The organism is Sphingobacterium thalpophilum (assembly GCF_038396785.1).
Classification (GTDB): Bacteria; Bacteroidota; Bacteroidia; order Sphingobacteriales; family Sphingobacteriaceae; genus Sphingobacterium; species Sphingobacterium thalpophilum_A.
Map to the genome: position 1 here is coordinate 5,099,227 of NZ_CP151087.1, position 22,789 is coordinate 5,122,015.

Annotated in this window: 20 protein-coding genes and 1 tRNA gene; 12 read left to right on the top strand and 9 right to left on the bottom strand. The window is 38.6% G+C overall.

Annotation, left to right across the window (positions count from 1 at the left end; translation table 11 throughout):
• Together AACH28_RS22570 and AACH28_RS22575 are read left to right on the top strand one after the other, a co-directional pair.
• On the top strand, positions 1-1,104 hold the full coding sequence (locus AACH28_RS22570) for an ABC transporter permease (protein WP_341831569.1): 1,104 nt from the start codon (positions 1-3) through the stop codon (positions 1,102-1,104).
• The gene (locus AACH28_RS22575) at positions 1,104-2,228 is read left to right on the top strand and encodes an ABC transporter permease (RefSeq protein WP_088162511.1); all 1,125 of its coding nucleotides are present in this window, start codon (positions 1,104-1,106) and stop codon (positions 2,226-2,228) included. Before AACH28_RS22570 ends, AACH28_RS22575 begins: the two co-directional genes overlap by 1 nt.
• Positions 2,229-2,324: 96 nt before the next feature.
• Here the strand turns inward: AACH28_RS22575 and AACH28_RS22580 are convergent, their stop codons facing one another.
• Entirely contained in the window at positions 2,325-3,617 is a 1,293-nt protein-coding gene (locus AACH28_RS22580) for a TIGR00341 family protein (RefSeq protein WP_145330462.1), read from the bottom strand.
• A 257-nt stretch (positions 3,618-3,874) separates the two neighbouring features.
• Here AACH28_RS22580 and AACH28_RS22585 point away from each other — a divergent pair, with 257 nt between their 5' ends.
• Both AACH28_RS22585 and AACH28_RS22590 read left to right on the top strand, forming a co-directional pair.
• Entirely contained in the window at positions 3,875-4,843 is a 969-nt protein-coding gene (locus AACH28_RS22585; RefSeq protein WP_145330464.1) for an ROK family protein, read from the top strand.
• A 249-nt stretch (positions 4,844-5,092) separates the two neighbouring features.
• Positions 5,093-5,476, top strand: a complete 384-nt coding sequence (locus AACH28_RS22590) for a hypothetical protein (protein WP_145330466.1) — start codon at positions 5,093-5,095, stop codon at positions 5,474-5,476.
• A 65-nt stretch (positions 5,477-5,541) separates the two neighbouring features.
• Here the strand turns inward: AACH28_RS22590 and AACH28_RS22595 are convergent.
• The 4 genes from AACH28_RS22595 to AACH28_RS22610 form a co-directional block, all read right to left on the bottom strand.
• Positions 5,542-5,623, bottom strand: a tRNA-Leu gene (locus AACH28_RS22595).
• Between the two features lie 194 nt (positions 5,624-5,817).
• Positions 5,818-6,876 (bottom strand): hypothetical protein, encoded by a 1,059-nt coding sequence (locus tag AACH28_RS22600; RefSeq protein ID WP_145330468.1) that lies wholly within the window; start codon positions 6,874-6,876, stop codon positions 5,818-5,820.
• A 173-nt stretch (positions 6,877-7,049) separates the two neighbouring features.
• Positions 7,050-7,493 carry a hypothetical protein gene (locus AACH28_RS22605; protein ID WP_145330470.1) on the bottom strand — a complete coding sequence of 148 codons (444 nt, stop codon included), beginning with the start codon at positions 7,491-7,493 and terminating at the stop codon, positions 7,050-7,052.
• Positions 7,494-7,655: 162 nt separating this feature from the next.
• Positions 7,656-8,645 (bottom strand): preprotein translocase subunit SecD, encoded by a 990-nt coding sequence (locus tag AACH28_RS22610; protein WP_158638963.1) that lies wholly within the window; start codon positions 8,643-8,645, stop codon positions 7,656-7,658.
• A gap of 529 nt (positions 8,646-9,174) precedes the next feature.
• Here AACH28_RS22610 and AACH28_RS22615 point away from each other — a divergent pair.
• The 3 genes from AACH28_RS22615 to AACH28_RS22625 all read left to right on the top strand — a co-directional run bounded on the left by AACH28_RS22615 (position 9,175) and on the right by AACH28_RS22625 (position 11,198).
• A complete protein-coding gene (locus AACH28_RS22615; protein ID WP_158638964.1) occupies positions 9,175-9,495 on the top strand; it encodes a hypothetical protein in 321 nt (106 codons plus the stop codon).
• A 297-nt stretch (positions 9,496-9,792) separates the two neighbouring features.
• Complete coding sequence (locus AACH28_RS22620; RefSeq protein ID WP_075993773.1) at positions 9,793-10,359, top strand: RNA polymerase sigma factor; 567 nt, start codon at positions 9,793-9,795, stop codon at positions 10,357-10,359.
• A 2-nt stretch (positions 10,360-10,361) separates the two neighbouring features.
• The gene (locus AACH28_RS22625; protein ID WP_075993772.1) at positions 10,362-11,198 is read left to right on the top strand and encodes an anti-sigma factor domain-containing protein; all 837 of its coding nucleotides are present in this window, start codon (positions 10,362-10,364) and stop codon (positions 11,196-11,198) included.
• A gap of 69 nt (positions 11,199-11,267) precedes the next feature.
• On the opposite strand, the gene AACH28_RS22630 is transcribed toward AACH28_RS22625, so the two are convergent.
• Both AACH28_RS22630 and AACH28_RS22635 read right to left on the bottom strand, forming a co-directional pair.
• The gene (locus AACH28_RS22630) at positions 11,268-12,101 is read right to left on the bottom strand and encodes a ferritin-like domain-containing protein (protein ID WP_075993771.1); all 834 of its coding nucleotides are present in this window, start codon (positions 12,099-12,101) and stop codon (positions 11,268-11,270) included.
• A 21-nt stretch (positions 12,102-12,122) separates the two neighbouring features.
• Positions 12,123-12,845, bottom strand: a complete 723-nt coding sequence (locus AACH28_RS22635) for a ferritin-like domain-containing protein (protein ID WP_075993770.1) — start codon at positions 12,843-12,845, stop codon at positions 12,123-12,125.
• A 599-nt stretch (positions 12,846-13,444) separates the two neighbouring features.
• Here AACH28_RS22635 and AACH28_RS22640 point away from each other — a divergent pair.
• Both AACH28_RS22640 and AACH28_RS22645 read left to right on the top strand, forming a co-directional pair.
• Positions 13,445-16,258, top strand: coding sequence for a PAS domain S-box protein (locus AACH28_RS22640; RefSeq protein WP_341831570.1), 2,814 nt, complete (start codon positions 13,445-13,447; stop codon positions 16,256-16,258).
• A 211-nt stretch (positions 16,259-16,469) separates the two neighbouring features.
• Positions 16,470-17,204 (top strand): SDR family NAD(P)-dependent oxidoreductase, encoded by a 735-nt coding sequence (locus AACH28_RS22645; protein ID WP_341831571.1) that lies wholly within the window; start codon positions 16,470-16,472, stop codon positions 17,202-17,204.
• Between the two features lie 208 nt (positions 17,205-17,412).
• Here the strand turns inward: AACH28_RS22645 and AACH28_RS22650 are convergent, their stop codons facing one another.
• On the bottom strand, positions 17,413-18,492 hold the full coding sequence (locus AACH28_RS22650; RefSeq protein ID WP_341831572.1) for a fatty acid desaturase: 1,080 nt from the start codon (positions 18,490-18,492) through the stop codon (positions 17,413-17,415).
• A 357-nt stretch (positions 18,493-18,849) separates the two neighbouring features.
• Between AACH28_RS22650 and AACH28_RS22655 the strand changes: the two genes are divergently transcribed.
• Positions 18,850-19,278, top strand: a complete 429-nt coding sequence (locus AACH28_RS22655) for a PepSY-like domain-containing protein (protein ID WP_341831573.1) — start codon at positions 18,850-18,852, stop codon at positions 19,276-19,278.
• Between the two features lie 3 nt (positions 19,279-19,281).
• Positions 19,282-20,094, top strand: coding sequence for a carboxypeptidase regulatory-like domain-containing protein (locus AACH28_RS22660; RefSeq protein ID WP_341831574.1), 813 nt, complete (start codon positions 19,282-19,284; stop codon positions 20,092-20,094).
• Here the strand turns inward: AACH28_RS22660 and AACH28_RS22665 are convergent.
• On the bottom strand, positions 19,983-21,359 hold the full coding sequence (locus AACH28_RS22665) for a hypothetical protein (RefSeq protein ID WP_341831575.1): 1,377 nt from the start codon (positions 21,357-21,359) through the stop codon (positions 19,983-19,985). The genes AACH28_RS22660 and AACH28_RS22665 overlap by 112 nt on opposite strands.
• A gap of 125 nt (positions 21,360-21,484) precedes the next feature.
• Between AACH28_RS22665 and AACH28_RS22670 the strand changes: the two genes are divergently transcribed.
• Positions 21,485-22,783, top strand: coding sequence for a hypothetical protein (locus AACH28_RS22670; RefSeq protein WP_341831576.1), 1,299 nt, complete (start codon positions 21,485-21,487; stop codon positions 22,781-22,783).
• Positions 22,784-22,789 lie beyond the last annotated feature (6 nt).

A 22,789-nucleotide genomic window follows, 5' to 3' on the forward strand; every position in this document is an offset into this window, starting at 1 on the left:
ATGAAACAGTTGTTCGCTTTTATTCGCAAGGAGTTTTATCATGTTTTTAGGGATCGTAGAACACTGCTTATCCTTTTTGGGTTTCCCGTCGTTCAGATTCTCCTTTTTGGCTATGCATTGAGTAGCGAAGTTAAAAATATTGGAATTGCGATTCAGGATAATGCACGTGATGTCAACTCCAGTGAAATCGTAAACCGTATTAAAACAAGTTCATATTTTCAGGTGAAAGACGAAATTGTAAATTATAAAGATGTAGAAAGCCGATTTAAAGATGGAAGCATCAAATGTGCAATAATCTTTCCTGCCAATTTCGGGGAGGATCTATATCGAAAGGATGGTGCTCAAATTCAGCTATTAGTTGATGCTTCCGACCCGAATACTGCCACAATAGTCACCAATTATCTGACCGCTATAATTAAGGCATACCAGCAGGACCTAAATCCCGGAACAGCGTTATCCTATCAGATAGTGCCCCAACTGCGACAATTGTATAATGAAGAGCAGAACGGTTCCCTTAATTTTATCCCTGGAGTGATCGCATTGATTTTTATGATCGTTAGCACGGCACTGACCTCCGTGGCAGTTGTGCGCGAAAAAGAGCTGGGGACTATGGAAATTCTATTGGTATCGCCTTTCAAACCCATTATGGTTCTCATCGCCAAAGCGATTCCATATCTCGTGCTTTCACTCGTCAATTTTATCATTATTCTTCTACTTTCGGTGTTTGTACTTGATGTTGAGATCAGGGGAAGTCTGGTGTTGATTTTCGCGGAGAGTATTTTATTTATTATCACCTGTCTTTCTTTAGGCTTGTTGATTTCTAATGTCACCGATTCCCAGCAAACGGCCATGTTAATAGCGATGATGGGCATGATGCTGCCGACCTTATTATTGACTGGCTTTATGTTTCCTTTGGAAAATATGCCCTGGATATTTCAGGTTATTTCGCATATCGTGCCATCCCGCTATTACTATGCAATTATTAAAGCTGTCATGCTCAAAGGAATGGGCTTTAGTTATGTTTGGAAAGAAACATTGATTCTCGCCGGGATGTCAGTTGTGTTGTTGTCAATTGCATTGAAAAGATTTAAAATCAGGTTGTAATGGAGGTATTAAGATTCATATTACAGAAAGAGTTTCGGCAGATATTCAGAGACAAAATTATCTTGGCCATGATGTTTGTCATGCCGACAGTTCAACTGATCATCATGCCATTTGCAGCCAATTTTGAAGTGCAGAATATCAATATTGCTTATGTTGACAACGACCACAGTTCTTATTCAAGAACCTTAATCAATAAAATTGCATCTTCAGGATACTTTAAAATCGTAAGTAGTCCACTATCTTATAAAGTTGGATTGGAAATGATCGAAAAGGGAGACGCTGATCTTGTATTGGAGATACCGACAGGTTTTGAGCGCAATCTGGTGCGGGAAGGTACGCAGCAAGTCAATATCGCAGTGGATGCCATCAATGGTACAAAATCGTCCTTGGGTGGAGCTTATTTAACCAGTGTAATTACTGATTTTAACGGCGGTTTGGATGTAAATATCAAAGCCGCTAAAACAGGTATTTCAGAGCAGGTCGCAACCGTCAAAATAGCGAATTCCAATTGGTATAATCCCAAGGCTGAATACAAATACTATATGGTGCCGGGTATTTTGGTTTTGTTGCTTACGATGATTGGCGGATTTATTACAGCGCTCAATATTGTCAAAGAGAAGGAAATCGGAACAATCGAGCAGATCAATGTGACGCCCATCAAAAAATGGCAGTTTATCCTAGGGAAACTAATTCCATTTTGGATTGTGGGCATGATTGTTTTTACCGTTGGTATGATTGTAATGTATATTGTTTATGGTATTTTTCCGCAGGGAAGTTTACTGCTTTTATATCTCTTTGCTGCAGTGTACCTCATTGCACTATTGGGGTTGGGATTGTTTATTTCTACCCTTGCAGACACACAATTGCAGGCCATGTTCATCGCATATTTCTTTATGATGGTTTTTATGCTGATGAGTGGCTTTTTTACCAGCACAGATAGTATGCCGGCTTGGGCAAGAGCGATTTCGCAATGCACACCAGTTACCCATTTTATCAGTGTTGTACGGCTAATTGTCTTAAAAGGGAGTGGATTTCAGGAAGTGAAGAAAGAGCTTGTTTATCTTATTGGATTTGCTTTTTTGTTGAATGGTTTAGCCATCTATAATTATAGAAAGACCGTGTGAAAACATGGCGTAGTCATTCGTTCTTTGCTAATTGAACATAGCTCTTACGCTTGTTTAAACCGTCAGATCGTCGGCATAGAACGAGCTGACTCAAGTCTATTTACGTATAATTTCCACACTATCTTTCGGAAAATGATTTTGTAGCCATTGTTGTAGCTTTTCCTGTTGTGTTTGAGGTAGCGGAGTTTTGGTAGAATAAATAAATGCGACAAGGTTGGCTAAGCTATCTTTTTTGCTGTAATGTTGTTGTATACCAATGCTATAGGAGCTTAGCTCGGGAAACAATACCAAGATATCCCGATCGAGTTGTGGATTAGCCAATTGGTATTTGGTAAGTTCATTATTGAGAGCTCTTATGGTAAGGTCTTTTTCACTTACAGCAGCGGTACGCTTATCGATTTCGCTAAGAATACTTGATTTTAGGTCTAAACTGTCCTGATGAATAACCAGCGCGGTATTGGTAATCCCAAATGCTTCCATGCTGTGTTGTAGAGACTCAACTTCTTTTTTGCTGAATTTTTTTGATAAGAAAGCCAGTTCTAATTTCTTTGGATTACCATTCATCTCCAGTTTTTCATAAATGACCGTATAACCTTTATTGCTCAATTCCTGTTGAACGAACTGATTTACTTTGTTTGTGTATTTTTTTTCTTGCAGGAGATTGTAGGCAAAATATACGCTCGGCAATACAAGTATAATTGTGATGATGGTAATACTTTGTGTAATTCTTTTTTCCCGTTGCTGATCGACATAATGTGTTTTGGGGTATCGTAAATATTTGACAATCACAAAGGTCGAAATGCAGATAAAAACACAGTTTATTATATACAGGAATAATGCGCCGGCGAAAAAGCTGAAATTGCCTATTGCGAGTCCATAGCCCGCGGTACAGAGCGGAGGCATCAGGGCTGTTGCAATTGCTACTCCAGGAATTGGATTGCCCTTATCCACTCTTGTAATAGCAATGACACCGACCAGACCACCGAAGATTGCAATCATGACATCGTAAATATTCGGTGATGTGCGTGCTAGTAACTCAGATTGTGCCTCTTTAAAGGGGCTTAAAAGAAAATAGATAAACGATACGACCAAGCTGATCAATGTGGCGATCAGTAGATTTTTTAGCGATTTTTTTAATAACGGAAAGTCAAAAGTCCCTAAGGCGAATCCAGCTCCTACTATTGGCCCCATTAACGGAGATATCAGCATTGCTCCTATAATGACGGCAGTAGAATTTACGTTCAATCCAACAGACGCCACTACAATCGCGCAGGCTAGAATCCAGGCATTAGCTCCGCGAAAAGAAATATTACTGACAACATTTTCCAGAACAGCTTCCTTTTTTTCTTCACCTTGGTGTAGATCAAAAAATCGTAATATTTTATTCATAAATTTATTGTTGTACTAAAAAATATAAATATAGGGCCTAAACTATTCTTAACGTGCTAAAACTATGCCGCCTTTGGTAATTTGTTGTGCCTAGGCGATAAAATAAAGTAGCGATGCCGGATGGATCCAACTTTGATCGGATTGCCCGTGATCATAAATAGCGTTCCCTACAGATATAAAATGGCAAGAAGATTTTGTCGACTGCTCATAAAATATTATCTTTTAGTAATTTTAGAACTAAGAAACAAGAAATAGAAATGTCGTTAATAGATTTATCAAGACGCGTAGCGTTGGGAATAGATATCGGAGGGACCAATACGAAATTTGGGGTGGTCAATCATCGCGGTGAAGTACTTGAAAAGGAAAGCATAAAAACAGATGATTATGAGACAGTAGAGGATTTTATCGATGCGTTGTATGAAAAAGCATCTCCTTTAATTGAAAATTTTGGAGGTAAAGATAGCTTTGATGGAATTGGTGTTGGTGCTCCGGATGCGAATTATTATACTGGAACCATAGACCATGCGCCCAATCTTCCTTGGAAGGGTGTCATTCGATTCAGTGACTTAATGACCGCTAAGTTTAACATTCCCTGTACCATAACCAACGATGCTAATGCTGCAGCCTATGGTGAAATGCTTTTTGGTGCAGCGCGGGGAATGAAAGATTTTATTATGATTACCCTAGGGACAGGTGTCGGCAGCGGTATCGTCGCCGGCGGAAAGCTTATCTATGGTCATGACGGATTTGCTGGAGAATTAGGCCATACCATTGTTAAACCTGGAGGAAGGAAGCATTGGAGCACAGGTTCTGAAGGAAGTTTAGAAGCCTATGCGTCAGCGACAGGAATAACGATCACGGCAAAGAAAATGAGAGCTGAGTTTCCTGAGTCGATGCTAAATCAGTATCCAGAAGATGCTATAAATTCGAAGACTGTTCATGAGTGTGCTTTGAAAGGGGATGCAATTGCCATCGAAGTATTTAGATATACGGGGCAGAAGCTGGGTGAGGCCTTGGCCAATTTTGTGATGTTTTCATCTCCTGAAGCAATTCTCCTATTTGGTGGGGTAATTAAAGCTGGTGATTTTATCTTAAAACCTGCGAAGCTGCATATGGAAAGAAATCTTTTTCCTTTGTTTAGGAATAAAGTGAAACTTGTCTTTAGTGAATTGGAAGAAGCTGATGCTGCTATTCTTGGCGCAAGTGCATTGGTTTGGGAAAAATAAAATATTAATTTGTTCTCAAGATACTAACACCATCTATTAGGGATACCGTTTGTATCTTGAGAACAGGTTTTTTAAGTTGTTAATTTATAAATTTATGAGGTCTTTCTGTTAGGGTAAATCCAATACGCTGCCCAGAATTGGCAAAGAAATAACCGACTATTTCATACCTAAGGAAAGCTGTTGTTATTTTTCGTGTATCTAAAGGCATAGTCTTTGCTGATGAATTCTTTTAAACTTAAAACTATTTGTATGAAAAAGACCGTTTTTCTTCTTTTGTTGCTATGCACAGCCTTATTCTCAAAAGCCGACCAACTACAGGCCCTAACACAAAAACAAGCGGAAACCGCAGTAGCATATCTTAAGAAAGAGCCCATTGTTATTTTATGGTGTAGCTGCTGCGACAATCAAGCACCGAAAAAGATTACTGTAAACGAAGTATTTTTCAAGCAATATCCTGACGGGAAATATTATTCTGTTATCGTAAAAGGTAGAGATGAAAGCGGAGTGGAAGTTGAAGAATATGTAGATTTAGCGTATGTATTTGTGAAAAAAGGGAAAAAAGCCAAAAGTCTAGGCAAGGTTTTAAAATTTGAATGTGATCCTTGTACAAAACCATTTGACTGGTCGGTTTAAATCGTGTAGCTAAGAACTAATTTCTAAAAAAAACTCCCGAACTTATGAGCTCGGGAGTTTTTTTGTGCGGAAGAAGGGACTCGAACCCCCACGCCTCGCGGCGCCAGATCCTAAGTCTGGTGCGGCTACCAATTACGCCACTTCCGCATTAGGATTTCTTATGATGTCGCAAATATATAAACCAAAGTGATATCTTGCAAGTCGATAAGCTAGATTCCTTCTTTTAAATACGGATCATCCTGTTTATGAATGGAATATTTTTAATTAGGATACTTGTCTCTTTGATCACATGATCTACAGGCAGCTTGTTTACCCGATTTTTTGATGAAATGCTTGCTGTCCTAATCAAGTTTTGTTAGGGCCTTTGAATTGCGTAACAAAAATACATATTGAAAAAAGTCAGTTGTATGAGTCGTCTCAGCGGGTATGATATTTTCGCCAAAAAGCCGTGATTTTACAGTTATTAAATTTTGAGAAGTAGCATAGGGTGAATGTGCTGCATTGAGTTTAAACAATGATATACTATTTGGTCGACTTAATTCTTTTAGATCCTGAATGCCTTTCACGAGCATAAGTGGGCCATCTGCATTTACCCAATCTACTTTTTCATCTTCAGGGGTTGGAAATTGAGGATTCTTTGGAAGATACATTTCACTAGCAATGGTATAACTAACAAAGCTAGATACTTTATATCCTTTATTTTTCAAGCGTGTAGCAAAAGGATCATTGGTTGCATCCTTTCCTTTTTGTAAAACATGAAAAAAACCAAATAGTCCATATAGTTTTTGACCATCAATGTGGTGATTTTTAATATAATTTTCCAAATTTAACAGCATAGCTGAATCCCTGGATACGTCAGATTTATCCGCTGTAAAGCTTTTGTCTATGCCAATAACAGTGATTTTTGCCGAATCGGCAAGGTTGCGGTTATAATCATAAATTTCACCCCATTTTTGATATAGCTCTAAACTAGACTGTTGCGGAATACGTTTACGAATGGAGCTGACCACATCTTTCAGTAAGGTGTTATCTTTTAGGGGTTTGGATAAAAAGCTATTTAGTTTATTTGCATTTGTACTATCCATCTCAGCAATGTAATATTTAACACCGAGCTTTTTGTTCAAATAGAATAACAGCTCTTTGTCCAACTTTTGATTGTCTGCGTAGCCATGAATTTCCCCAAGTAAAAAAATATCCGAATTATAGAAGCTATTATCGAATAGAGAATCTACAATACGATCCTTAATCTCCGTTTTATGGAGCTTGAGATACGCTATATTTTCCGCATTGGTATTTCCTATAAATATCCGATTGGAAATGAAAAAATAGAGGAATAATAGCCCAATAATGGCCAGTATAGAAAAAAATGTGATCTTAATAAATTTAAAAAAAATTTTCATAAATGAGGTTTTGGCAAAGGTATTATTTTTCAAGGAATGAACCAATAAGTATCCAAGCATATAATTAAAATATATGTATTGGTATTTTAAAAAATTGAGTCATTCTTCAATAGAATTGGGTCATTCTTCAATGACAATTGCCATAGGACGATTGCTAGCGAACCGCTGCGGGCTTATTTTACAGTTTTTTGTACGATAACAGAGATTTTGTAGTTACCCCGTAGCGTTTGTGTCCCTTGTTCCTTGTTCGGATAAGGAGCGATATCTTGTAATGAAATGGTATATCCGTTGGTATTGGCAGTTCTTTGATAGCCTCTATCCTGTAAATCTATTGTAGCGAGCTTTATGATCGTGGGTTTGGTTGCTTTTTCTGCGATCTCAATTTCTGCTACTGCAACTCCAGACCAAATACAGTTGACGCCTTCAGGGCAACGGCTATCTTCTGAAATACCTTTAAATTTGATCTTGATCGGATATGCTCGCAATGATTTTCTTTGTCCCTCAGCTAAGGATACACTTTCTGTCTCTTTTTTATTTGCAATACTTTCCTTTTTCGTTGCACAACTTGCTAGTGAGCAAATTCCTAGTCCAATAATAATCGTTATATAATTCCTCATCTTTGCCGAAATAAAACTAGTGTATATGTTATCCGGTTATTACTACCAAAATTAAGCCATATTTAAGAGGTCACGCTAGTATTAATTGCCGTTTATACCACTGTTTGTTACGCTTAATAGTGCTAAAATCCTATTTGGATCATTGCTGTGGCTTTTGGGCAATTATTGCTGTGATCCATTTTCATAATGATATGATTTTTCAGGTTCGTCACAGCTCGTAAAGAATAAGCTGGTTTTAGCTAGTTTTGATTTATCGAATCTTTCATCTTGCAGAAAGGACAGACCCTGCCGGATGTACTTATTTAAATACCGATCGTCTTGCTCAGGATTTCCTGCAAAAAAAGCTTCATTGTCTGATGCAAACTTGCTGATATATCTTTTGGTGACAGGATCTAAAATGTACTGTTCGAGGTCAGGGTAAAATATTGTGTAATGTGCATTGCTAAATATTTCCGTGGGGTCGATATAGTTTGTCTGATCATAATCCTTCTTCATGGTCAATATTTCGTTCCAATGCTCTTGATTTGAACCGTCTTGATTTTCTCTTAAAAAACCTCTTTCACCACCATAATTGGAGAGCCTGATGGCTAATTTATTACCTTCAGCCAAATATAGGTAAGCGCTGAAATTTTGACGTGCACGTTGGGGCTTGTTATAAGCAGCTATAAAATCATTGAATTTTCCTTCATTGGTATACTGAAAGACTTGATAAGTGCTATCATCTTCCATATACTGACTTTGTACAATAAATTTAAGCGATTGAACTGGTTTGGATTCCTGATGAACAAAAGGGGGGCTGAAACAGTTTGCCTTGTCATTGAAAACCCGATGTGTACTGTCATTATCAAATTGTACATAGGTTTTCCCGCTTTCAAAACCTGCCAGATTGAAACAAGTACTGTCTTTGTAGTTAGCATTGTGACGCCCATACAGTTGAAATAAAGGGGCTTCATCCGGATAGAAAAGCAGGTAATCTTTTTCAAAAACATAGGACCCGAAAACAGATGTAGCATAACCATATAAGAGAAATTTGCCATCTTCAAAAAGACAAATTCCGCTATTACCACCATACTGTCCACTGATTGTCTTTGCCTTATCTTTTCCGCTTGGAAAATAGTGCGTGACTTGCTGTGCTTTACTATTTGTTACCATAAGGATAAGACTAATTAAGCCTAGAATTTTTTTAATGAATGACGTGCTTTTACTTTCTTTCCGCATATCTTTTGTTGTTTATCAAATTTAAACCATTGCAACACTGGTTCAATGGTGGTATTTACAATCCGTGCAGGCATTTTACGATTCGCCGAAACCTGTTGTTGTTTATCAAATTTAAACCATTGCAACACTGGTTCAATGGTGTTATTTACAATCCGTGCAGGGATTTTACGATTCGCCGAAACCTGCAAGGGGGCAAACTAACGCATATCCTTTCGCTTGGTAAATTAGTGGTTTTATCCGTCGTATTTTCAACCTACATTAACATTTTTTTCCACCTATTAGAACAAAATATACCCCCACTTAGACCGCTGGTTCGAATATCTTTGATTCTCGTCTGATGAACACTTCGCCTACTTTGAATGTTCATGGAAATTTATGACGATTTTATTATAGCCAATAAGATAAATAGATGTCAACACTAACCCGTATAAATGCATATGTGCATCTCAAAAAACATATTCGAATGAATGTAATTGCAGATCTTGATATGAGTATTTTCTATTTTAAGAAAAGACCTTTCATCGTGATGGATTTGTCAAATGAAAAGATATATTTCAATGATAGTGGATTAGAATGGTTGCGTTCAGAAAAACAAATAGAACAGCCCGTTCAATGGACCCGAAGTAAATATCTTCCCTCAAAAAATTGGGTGGGACTAGCTGTTAATAACGAAAGAGATGATTTGATTATCCAGCTAATTGATGAATTTTATCTGGCAACATGTGATATGCTGTTGATAAATCCAATTTCCAAGGGGAATTCTTCTTGTAAATTAAGCTATTAGATAAATTTTAGTAAATCTAACTGTGTATACCAGGTTAGCCGAAAATGAAAACTACAAGCTGATTATCTGGCCTAATTAAGTTAAATTGATCCCGTTCTAGTGGGACTACTAGTGGAATTAAATAACCAAAAACAGGAATTGAGCAATGTAAAACATTAGTAACAAATGCTATCCGCATAAATGCTATGGTATAGTAGGTATTTTAACCTGTTTTATAGGTACTTTAACTTATTTTATTTTAGTTGCTTTTTTTTCTGATTTTTAATATCCATCTTTAGATCATTATAAACGTGAAATTTGAGTCCATTACACAATCTTTCTGAAGAAACATTGATTCTTTTGTTGAAAAAGAAGAATCAGCAGGCTTTTAGTTATCTTTACGATCACTATGCCAATGCGCTCTTTGGTGTGGTTTGTCGTATAGTGGCTTCAACTGAGCATGCGGAAGAAGTCATACAAGACGTATTTGTCAAAATTTGGAGACACATCGATGTTTTCGATGCTGAAAAAGGCCGTCTTTATACCTGGATGATCAACATTGCCCGTAATACAGCCCTCGATCATCGAAAATCAAAAGCGATCGTAAACGAACAGAAAAACCAACCGCTTTCAAATATCGTAAATAGGGAGGAAGAACAAGATCAAAGTCAGGACGAACTACATACGAAAGCAGATTTTATTGGATTCAGAAATATTTTAGATAAATTGAAGCCTGAATGGCGTATCTTGATTGAGATGGCCTACTATGAAGGATATACACAACAAGAAATAGCTGAACAACTTGATGTCCCGCTGGGAACGGTAAAAACTCGTACCAGAGCGGCATTTATACAGTTACAACAATTACTAAAGGAGTATCGTTAATTTTGGATATTAGAGCATACATATCGTCGGGGATTATTGAATCGTACGTTTTGGGGCTGGCTTCTGAAGAGGAAGTGAGCATCTTGAATTGTATTCGAAAAAATAATGTCGAAGTGGAACAAGCCATCATCGAAGCAGAAATTGCACTCGAAGAGTTGGCTGATAGCCAAGCGATGGAGATGCCTATGCAGTTCAAACAAGAGATATGGAATAAACTCATAGCGGAAAATCTTGTGCCAAGCGAAGATCAGGAAGTCAACGAAGTACTCGCGCCCGCTTCGACAGGCGATAGCGAAGTAATTGCTATCGGTGCCGACAAGAAAACGCTCGGTGCTCGGTCTTATACGTGGACGGTTGCAGCGAGTCTATTGTTAGCTGTTAGTATTGGTGCTAATATTTTCTTATATCAACGCAAACAGGATACAGCAAATAAGTTAAATCAGACGACGTCCTTACTTGATGCTGAACAAGAAAAAGTAGCGACATTACAGAACAAATGGGCACTCGTTCAAAACCCAGCGATCAAAACAATCCCTCTTAAGGGCGTAGAAAGTAAACCCGATTACCGTGCCTTGGTATTTTGGGATCAGGCATCAAAGGCAGTTTATCTAAGCATTGAGCACATGCCAGTTGCACCTAAAGGAAAGCAATATCAGTTGTGGGCGATGGTTGACGGTAAACCTGTTAATGCAGGTGTTTTTCCATTGGATTCAAAAGGAGACACGGCAAGTAAGATGCTCGATATTCCCCAAGCTCAGGCTTTTGCCATTACACTGGAAGATGAAGGCGGAAAAGATGCGCCAACGCTCAGTGCATTATGTGTGATGGGGAGTATATAATATATAAAAAAATGCCCTGATGGGATAAACCGATCAGGACACGCTAAAACAGGTAAACTACGTCTTTTGTTAGGATTTTATAAATAAACCTGCAATATTAAGTACAGCTTCTGCAGTTAGAGGTTCGTCGAATGACTGGGTTGCCGCATTGGTCGAAATTTTCCCCGAGGCGCCTGGCAAAGTCGTAATATCCACTCCCGCTTGTGTCACATTATTTTCGCCTGCATATACCGGATCGACAACTGCTCCTATACCACTGTCATTGCCTCCCGTAATCCAAGGTTTTTGATTGGCGGCTCCACCTCCGCGGGCACGGCGCATTTGACGGATATGGGAGGCATGTCTTGCCTCAACCGAATGGATCTGCAGCGCAGCAGTCAGTACAACGCGATTGCCAAGTAAAATTCCCGCCTGGCCTTTATAAGCTCTTACACCAGTATCTTCAAATGCTTGTGCGACAGCTAAAAATGTATCATAGTCACTAAAAACATTGCCAAAAGTGCCACCAGCAGTAAAATCAAAGGTTGGTTTTGAAACAGCTTTACTTCCCAGTACCTGTTTAAGAAAATTCACATGTGCAACTTCATGGTCACGAATGGTGGTTATCGCACCAAGTGGTTTACCTGTGGGGATAAGACCTGCTTTGGCAACACCCATTGTATAATATTCTGCTTCGAGATATTCCAATGTCAAGGCATAGTTGAGTACTCCATTTACATCTGTGGGCGCAGTGGCACCGTAGGCTTTTTTAAAGAGTTCACCTATCATAAAGGGCAGGGCAGCCAAGGTTACTTTTTTACTCATGGAAGCCAAACTTTTGATTGCTTCACGGCGAGGGCTGATACGATCGCTGAATTCAGGATCTACAGCATTTATTTGTTCAAAAACGTTTAAGAGATTCATGATAATCAGATTTTGGGTGAATTAATAGGTTGGTAGGTCACTAACATCAATCTTGGACTTAATAAATGGTGCAGCGGCACTAAGCACCACGCTTGGACTCTTTGCGAGATCAAGACCATTTGAATCCACTACTTCTTGATTGGCAAAACTGCCGTTGTCGATCATATCCCTGACCCAAGCAGCATGTCGTGCTTCAACGGAAACAATCTTACCTGCCAATAGTAAATAATTGACATCTTTGATTAGCCAACCAGCACCATTGTAGGCCGAAACACCAAGGTCTTCAAATGTTTTTGCTGTTGCCAGTACTGTTTCACGGCTACTGAAATTGACGCCAGCTAGGTTAAATTCTAGACTTGAAATGGCTTTTGCACCCAAGGCCACTTTGAAAAACTCACGGTGTGCAATTTCATGATCACGGATATCGGTGAAAAAAGATTTTTCCATATCCGTCATACCGCTATAGGGATTATTGACTAACTGGATGTAGAATGCGGCTTCAAGTTGTTCAAGTGCATAGGCATAATTTAGGATAGCAATGTCGCCGCTGCCAAAATACATGCCCTTGCCGCCGTTATCCATACCATCGTCGTGGTCTTTTTTACAGCTCGACATACCGAGTATGGCTAATGTCGCTGCGCTGGCTCCTGCATATTTTAAAAAGTCTCTTCGTCTGAGATCTCTTTTGTCCATGTCACTATTGGAGTTCAATAGTGTTTCGTTGTGGGAGGTTATCTTTTCCATAACAAAAGTCTTTTAGTTTATAATTTTTTCTCTGTACTTATACCCATTTACGACTTTTGGGAAAGCTTGGATTTCACAAGTTCAATTTTTTTTAAAATATTTTTTTCGCATTGAAAAACTGATATAATCTTCTCCTTTATGGGCGCCAAAGACAGAACAATCCTAAAAGATTTCGATGATTTCTATTTTCAATCGACTCAGGTATATATTATTCGTTACATTTATTGCATGTTCGTTTCAGATGGCGTGTTATTAGGAAAGGATAACAGTTGGCTTTGGATAATTTTAAGCGCAAAAGGTAGGCGGGAGTGGAGTACTTATTGTTGGTAGACTTTTAATCTAATAGTTTGTTTTTTTATTTAAAACTATTTTAACGTAGTGGTGTTCATGTTTATATTTATCATGCTATTAGCGCTGGTTTTCGATGTTTTACTATAGAATCAGGAGTGTTAATACAAAATATATTTTAGTTGGGCGTGGGAATGATTAAATCAATTGTTGGAAGATTAGTGAAATATTATTTATACGCTAGAGCAAGCTAGATATTAGAACCTATAAAGATTTCGAAGATAAAACTAACAACGAATACAGGCTTTTGTATGAATGCTAAATTGTCGCCTACAAATGAATCGGATCGAATACGCGTGTTGCATGAGTACGAAATTTTAAATACTGCAACAGAGGAAGAATTCGATCGCATTACAAAAATTGCATCGCTTGTATGTGGTACACCTATTTCATTGATCTCGTTGGTGGATAAAGACAGGCAGTGGTTTAAGTCGCGCGTTGGTTTGGAGACTGAAGAAACCAGACGGGATGTATCTTTCTGCCAGTATACCCTGGAAGAAGATCAACTGATGGAAGTTGAAGATGCTGAAAAAGACGAACGTTTCAAATCCAATGAACTCGTTACCCGAGAACCAAATATCCGTTATTATGCTGGTTTACCATTAATCGATCCCAATGGCTATGCCTTAGGTGCGCTATGTGTTATCGATCGTGTTCCAAGGCAACTCGACCAGCATCAAAAAGAAATTCTAACCCTTCTCCGGGATGAAGTTGTTACGCTTATTGTCAACAGAAAGGAGAAAGAAAAATACAGGGAAAGTGAACAAAAGCTGAAAGCATTTTTCGATAATTCTCAAGGGCTTATGTGTACCCACGATCTGAAAGGAAATTTCATCACCGTCAATGATGCTGGAGCCAGGATCTTAGGCTATACGAGAGATGAGATTCAGGTATTATCACTTTTTGATATTGTTCCATCGGAGGGGCACAAGAATTTACAAAACTACCTGGATGCGATTGTTCGGCATGGAACAATCAAAGGAGAAATGCGTACCATGACTCGTTCGGGTGACATGCGTATCTGGATGTTTAACAATATTCTCCAGGCCAGTGAAAAAAAAATACCTTATGTGATTGGTAATGCAGTAGATATTACAGAAGAACATTTTCTAGAAAAGAAACTTAAGCACGCACAGGCCACATTGATACGGACCGGCAGGGTAGCTAGAATTGGGGGCTGGGAATATACACCTGCTGATGGGAAGATAGTATGGTCCGAAATTACGAGAGAGATTCATGAAGCACCTGAAGACTATGAACCAGACCTGACAACTGCATTACAGTTCTATAAAGAGGGATCAAGTAGAAAAAAAATACAGACTGCAATTGAACACGCACTCGCTACGGGAGAAGCTTGGGATTTAGAACTTGAGATTGTCACCTTCGCTGGTCATGAACTGTGGATACGTGCCTTGGGAAATGCCGATTTTGAAAATGGTCATTGTGTCCGTTTATATGGTACTTTTCAGGATATTGATAAGCGTAAACGTATCGAAGCAGAGTCTTCCAATTCAAAAAAATTACTTGCAGAAGTGTTGGAAGCAACCTCTGCTGTCGGTATTATTGCGACCGACAATGCTGGTGTAATTACATTGTTTAACACAGGGGCCGAAAACCTCTTGGGATACCGTAGTGAAGAAGTAATTGGTAAATTTGGTCTTGCACACTTTCATCTAGAAGAGGAGCTTGTTTTGAGGGCGAAAGAACTGGAGGTCGAATTGGGACATTCAGTTGATAAACTTCGGCTCTTTGTAGATATGGCAGAGCTGCACGGCGCTGAGCAGCGCGAGTGGACCTATTGTCGAAAAGATGGATCTCAATTATATGTTTCCTTAGCAGTTACTCATATTAGGGATGTTAACGATAATGACATCGGTTATCTTGCGATTGCGACAGATATTAGTCGGATTATTCATCAACGCGAGGAGCTGGAAAAGGCAAAATTAGTAGCCGAGCAGGCAAATGCAGCAAAATCACAATTTTTGGCAAATATGAGCCACGAACTTCGTACACCGCTGAATGGAATTGTTGGCTTTACCGATCTATTGCTTGGAACAGCATTGGAGGATACGCAAAAGGAATACCTTACGATCGTTGATCAATCCGCTAATTTATTGCTTGGCATCGTAAATGACATTTTGGACTTCTCTAAAATTGAAGCCGGCAAATTAGAACTGGAGATTGAACAGACCGATCTCTACGACTTGGTTATTCAGCTGACGAACTTTCTTAATCTGCAGATCAAAACCAAAAATCTAGCGTTTTATCTGAATATCGCTGCCGATGTACCGCATTATATCTGGGTTGACGCCCTCCGTATCAAGCAAGTATTGATGAATTTATTGAGCAACGCCACAAAATTTACCGAGAAAGGAACCATTGAACTAGGCATTACGGTAGAATCACATGATACAGACCAGGCTGTTCTGTGCTTTAGTGTCAAAGACACAGGCATAGGTATCAAAGAAGACAAATTGGAGCGGATATTTGATGCATTTACGCAAGAAGATAACTCGATGACTAAACGTTATGGCGGCACTGGTTTAGGACTGACGATATCGAATAAACTGCTTAAAATGATGGACAGTGAATTGAAGTTGGAGAGTACTTTTGGTGTAGGCAGCCGTTTCTTTTTCAACATTCATGTGCGTTCTATCTGGGAAATAAATGAGTGGCAGGAATTGAAAAAAATAAAGGATGTACTCGTTGTAGCCGAGGAAGAATCTGAACGAAATGCCTTGGCTCGGATGTTATCTTTAAAGAATATTGATAGCGTACAGGCAAAAACTGGATTTGAAGTATTACAGATGTTAAAAGGGGGGCGCTGTTTTGACGCTATCTTGATCGACAATCAATTGCCTATTATCAGTGGTATCGAAACAATAAAGAATGTTCGCGAAAAAAAATTTAATAACAATTTTGAGCAGAACATCATTCCCATTTTTAGTGCTGAAGAGCAAGACATAGAACCGCTTTGTCATTCTCTGGCTATAAATTATTGGTTAATCAAACCTGTTAAACCTGAGGACCTGTACACTGCCTTGATAAAGGTGACTACTTCTTAGTTTGAGTTAATCCATTGGTTTATGGATCGATATTTCCGAATTTATTGTCCTGGTCTAAAGTTATCCCTATATAAACCTGCAATATTATTTCTAGATAGCGCAATGTTTCAATCATTGTGAATTCAAGAAGGCATGTAAACATTATCGCAAGTTTCGGATTTTATAAGATGATCTTTCAGTATAGTTTTGTGTTAAATAATGAAAAAACACGATGCAAATTTTTAAAGACAAAGTCATTTTGGTTACAGGAACCAATAGAGGGATAGGCAAATCACTGGTAACTGCATTGCTCAACAACGGAGCAGGGAAGATATATGCAAGCTGTAGGGATTTAAAAAAGATGCCAGTATTTGCTGATGATCGGATAGTACCTTTACAGCTAGACATCACAGATATTAAACAAGTAGCAAGGATTGCAGTCGCTGCATCAGATACTGAAATTCTGATCAATAACGCAGGAACCTTAAGCCCAGGGAATATTTTACAAGGAGAGCTATCAGGGATGGAAAAAGATCTGGAGGTAAATTATTTTGGAACAATAAAGATGATGCGTGCATTTGCGCCAATTCTTATACAGAATAGACCATCTATGATGATCAACATTGTTTCGATAGCAGCCTATTCTCCTTTACCTTCGATTGCTGGGTATGCCGCCTCCAAAGCAGCTCTTTATTCCGCTACGCAATCTGTTCGGATCGAACTGGCTAAAAATGATGTGAAGGTTTTCGCTGTCAACCCCGGGGCGATTGCTGCCGATATGAATAAGGGAAGTGACTGGGACATGCCAGCCCCAGATAGTATAGCTATAAAGATTTTAGAAAGTATAGCTGCCGGAAAACTTGATATTGTCCCGGATGAAATGGGACAAGGTATGTATGCCGCATGGCGAGAAGAACCTGCGAATCTGTCAAAAATATTTGCTGATCTCTATCATGCAGAAAAATAAAGGTCTATGTATTATTCGGCGTTCTCTATGGTGATAAGAAACGCCGAACATTTTGCTTAAGTTCAAAAAAAAATCACTATTTACCATAGATATTTAACAATCTTCGCTTTCTCTGTAGAAATAGTAACGCTAGAAAATTGTCAAAAAATTAAAATATAAAATAGCGCGTCAAAAGAATACTGGAGTATATGATTGTCGATATTGATTGCTATTCCTTAGATTTTAGGTAGGGGATACGATATTGTTCATCAAATCTTTTCTTGTCATCCCGATAACTACTGACTGCACCGAGTTTATGCATCATTTTGATATAACACCAAGCGAGATCAATCTGATAAGGTTTAAAACCACTCCGTGCACTCTTAGGATATAAATGATGGTTGTTGTGCCATTCACCCGCTACAATGCCGGGCCATAACTGATTTATAGATTTGTCTTTCTCATTGAAATCAATACCTTCACGTTGCTTGTCTTCACCTTTTGCATGGCCTTCATAGTTGAATGTCCGTACACCGATTGCCCAGAAACCGGCCGCACCAAAGAGTGTACAGGCAAGCGCGTGGCCACCGATCAAATAGAAAATGGCATACCAAAAAGCCCAGTTTAGTATCCAGGATCCGATAGCATGAGAAGGATTTACGTACGACCCCCATTTTCGATATTGTGCATAACTATTGGCGGTTACACCAGTGTGTCGCATCAGTAATTTGACACGGTTATATGAATTTTCTGTAAGGTCCTTAGCAATAGGCTGATGATTTACATCGGCTAAAAAACAGTATAGAAAGCCAGCCTGTGCATTATAAGGGTCACCAGGGGTGTCAGATTTTGCGTGATGAACATGATGTGAAATCACATATATTTCTTCTGGAATTACATTAATAGTCAGATTCTGTGTGAATAAACGCCAGAATCCGTTCCGGAATTTAAATGCGCCGTGTGTTGCAAATCGATGGTGCCATATCGTACCATGAGTCCCCATAACGATCATACTGTAGATAAATGCTGCCAAGACAGTCCACCAACTGAAGTGGTACAGCAAAAAGATGATAAAAAAGGGGATGAGGCAAGCTACTTTTAGCCAGCTAAAAAAGGGTAACCAATTTCTTTTATCTTTAAAAATATTGAGGCGTTTGAAGAATTCTTTGAAAATTTCTTTTTTGCTTGGCTTAACGAGGTTTCCATCGTTGTCTTTCCATCCGTAGGTAGGAACTTGCAGAACATGGTCTAAAAAGGGCATTTGTGGTTGATGTAAATTATAATATTTGCTAAAGTTACCATTTAACATCGTTAAAAAGTGTTAATACGAAAAGTTTAACATATCCTTAAGATGTATCAGGCTATTTGGAAAAATAAAATACTGTAGGGAAAGCGAATCCCATACGCGGTAAGTTTAATCTTATATAGTTTTCGATATTCACTCATACAATCGACGTTTTTTCCTCGGAACTTAATCGCTATTTATTCGCTCCCAACCGAAGAAGCACCGAACAAGTTCCGAACAAGCACCGAACAAGCACCGAGTAATCTCCGAAGATGATAGCTATTCATTAGCTCTACAATTTCCATCATCCTGGTTGGTATAGAGTTCTAAATTTCTTCTAAATTGTTTTTGAATTTTATGAAATCATTAATAAAAAAGAACATGAAAAGATTAATTTTTATTTTGGCTCTGATGGTAAGTGTATCATTGGTCAAAGCTCAAGAAGTCTCATATAAGAAAGTTCCATCAGTAATTAGGCTTGCGTTTCAACAGAAATACCCGAATGTAAAGTCTGTAAAAAGGGAAAAAGAAAAGGGAAATTATGAAGCTGGATTTAAGGATGGGAAAATTAATAATTCCGTTCTTATAAATGCCGCAGGAGATATCATTGAAACCGAGGTTGGAATTCCCGCCGGAGAGCTTCCCGCAGAGGCTAAAGCTTATGTAATCAAAAACTATTCCCATCAAAATATCAAAGAAGCAGCCAAAATTACTGATGCTAGAAATAATGTTAGCTATGAGGCTGAAGTCGATGGTAGGGACTTAATTTTTGGTGATAAGGGTAAATTTCTAAAGGAGGTTAGGGATTAGATTATGGTTCAATTACGGTTATTTTTTATTTTTATTTTAGTCATAGTTTCTTCGGTTGTTTCTGCACAGGTATCGTCTGTTACCCTTTCAGGTATTATAAAAAATAAGACGGATAAATTGGCTATTCAATACGTTAATGTTGTGGTCAAATCTGATAAAGACGGCGCTTTTATCGCCGGAACGATGACAAACGATGAAGGCCGGTTTACCATTTCCAAAATTAAGCCAGGAAATTACCAATTAAACATTTCATTTACAGGGTTTGAGGATAAGAAGCACCCCCTATTTGTTGGTAGTCTTTCGGAGTTTTTGGATATCCCAACGATCGAGTTGGAGGAGCATTCCATCGCATTGGAAGGGGTTACCGTGACTGCTCAGGCAGGTAATATAAGTAATAAACTGGATAAGAAAATCTATTCCGTTGCCGATAATATAAGTCAGACCGGCGGTTCTGTTTTGCAGACGATGCAAAATTTGCCCGGAATTACAGTTCAGGATGGCAAAGTTCAGCTGAGAGGCAATGACAAAGTCACCGTGCTGATTGATGGAAAACAAACCGCCTTGACAGGTTTTGGTAGCCAATCTGGGTTGGATAATATTCCGTCATCAGCGATAGATAAAATAGAGATCATCAATAATCCTTCTTCGAAGTATGATGCCAACGGGAATGCAGGTATTATTAATATCATTATGAAGAAAAGTAATCAAAATGGATTTAATGGTAAAGTAGGTTTCAGTTCTGGATTGGGCTCATTATGGATACGGAAGGAAAATCTACCAACTATAAGACCACAATATAGTGCTACATTTTCTTGATTAGGGGCCTCCACAATTAACATACCATCCTTTTCTATAAAGGCAAGTTTAAATGTGGGAGCTGTCTCAGCCGCATAGGTACCCAAATAGCTATCGAGATCTTCGATGGAATGTTTTTTTTCCTGATATGGTTCTATAGCGGTAATATTTTCCATATTTTCCAAACGGGCCATTAATCCCCAGCCATAAAAATCATTGGATACCCCTACGAGTAATTGGTTTTCACCTTTTTTAAGCTTTAATCGAGCATTTCCATTCTGTACAGCTATTCTTCCGTCAGGATATTTTTTCATATTCTGACGGAAGATATTTTTGTCAGTGTAGGTGATCTGATCATTTAGATAAAGCCATATTTCATCCGAGAATCCAAGCTGGAGATTGACGAATGTAGGCTCCTTCACGGTAATAACGGCTTTTAGCCAAACTATCCTGCGTTTTTCTGTAGCCCCAAAGCGTCTAGTCAGGTTTATCAATCCATATCGCTCAGCGGCTATTTTTTCTGTAAAGGCTTCGTCTTTCGGTAGGTCACGAAAAGTAGTTGGCTCCCTTCCTTCTTCCAAAGTCGTGGGCTGGGTTATAGACCAATTTCGGATATAATTTGCTTCATGGCGGGTCAGGTCTACACCTTCAACCTGTGGTAATTCTTCCGTTTCGTTGGGTTTGATCTCGATATTGCTGATGTAGGAGTCGCCATCAAATGCAATGTATCCGCTATGTTCGCGCCCCTCAAGTTTTGGTACCGTCAATCTGAGGCTATTGTTGACAAAAACCTGCATTTGCATTCCGGAAATGACGAGTTTAATATGGTTCCATTCATCTGCTTTGGCCGCTGCAGCAGTCTGATATTGGGGATACATGTCCCACATGTTGACACCGTGTAAGATAGGACAGTACTGAATACCTTCATTGGCAAAAGGGTCGGTCATTTTAGGCACTCGCAGATAGACAATCTCTTGTTCTCTTTCATCTTTTCGATGGAAATAAATGGCGCTGGCAAATTCTGTTTTCGCAGGTATCACATCATACTCGATGGTTCCATCTTTGAAAATCAAGTCTTTAATCATTACCGGACCAGATGCTGGAGCGATTTTTATTGCTCTACGACCCTTAAAATTTAGAAAATCGACTTTTCCGTTCTGAAAGACCCATTTTTCTGTGCTTAGTGTAATATTTGTGCCTGCTGATGTCTTAATTTTCTTTTCTTGAGCATCACTTTGGAATAAAGCGACCAATATTAAGACTAGTATCAAGAATGTTTTTTTCATGTTAATAAAGTTTTTGATAAATTTAGCGTGTAGGCATTATTTTAACGCGTTCAACCTTGCATCAAGTTTATTCAAGTTTGTTCAAGATGATTGTTTGTTTTTAAAATTTTGATATGTAATAACTTATGGTTAAATCGACTCATCCTGAATTGTTTCAGCATCTTAAGAATTCCATTGAAAATAAACTTGAATGGGGTGAAACTTCCAATTGGAGTACTGCCGATTTTGAAAAACTTTCGGAAAAGATTCAGGAGAAAACGGGAGTTATACTTAGCATTTCTACATTGAAGCGGATTTTTGGTAGGATTGATTACCAAAGTAAACCTGCTCTGACGACATTAAATACATTGGCACAGTATCTTGGTTATGAAGACTGGCGAGCTTTCCGCAATGCTTATGTACAGAAAGAGATATCGCAGAAGCAGGGATTTAGTAAATCCACTTTTGAGCCACAAGTGAGCGTACAAAAAAAGTATGGTTCTGTATTTATTATAGCTATTTCATCTGTCATTATCCTTGTTGTAGTCCTACTTTTTGGTAATAGGTTTGTCCAAAAAAAGAAGTATTTTAATAGTAGCGCTTTCCACTTTTCGTCCAAGACAATGCTGACACAGGGTTTGCCCAATTCAGTTGTATTTGATTATGACGCTTCGGCAGCAAGTGAAGACGATTCGGTATTCATTGCACAAAGTTGGGATACTAGCCGCAAGACGCAGGTGGATAGAAACGACAAACATCACTCCGCTATTTATTACTATCCAGGTTATTTCAGGGCCAAGCTGATTATTGGGGACAAAATTGTTCGAGAACATGATATACAGATTAAAACAGATGGCTGGTTAGGATTGGTAGAAGCAGCGTGGGGAAAAGAACCGTTATATTTCAAAAAGACTGAAATCACATTACCACATGAAATTGCCGTTACCCAGGAACTGCTGAAAAGTTATAATGTCGACCTCCTCCCTGAACCTCCACCGGTTAGATTTTACAATCAAAAGAATATGACAGGAGTTATGACCAATAATTTTAGTTTTGAAACAGACATAAAAACAGGGATAGTCAATAGTGGTAATATTTGCCAACGTGTGGAAGTACTCTTACAGTCTAAAAACGATATATTTATTATACCCTTAGTAAATACAGCCTGTATCGGTGACATAGCCCTTACAGCTGGTGGTTTTTATACGGATAGTAAACAAGATGACCTCAGTGGATTTGGCTGTGATCTTTCCGAATGGACTAAGCTTAAAATAGTCTGTAAAAATAAGCAGATTAGATTTTGGATTAATGATAAACCTGTATATGCAACTACGATTAAAAATGCACCAACTGAAATAGTCGGTCTTCAATATCGTTTTAAGGGGGCGGGTTTTGTTAGAAATACTCGCTTAAGTGGATCGGAGATGAAGGATATTATTTTTTGATAAGAA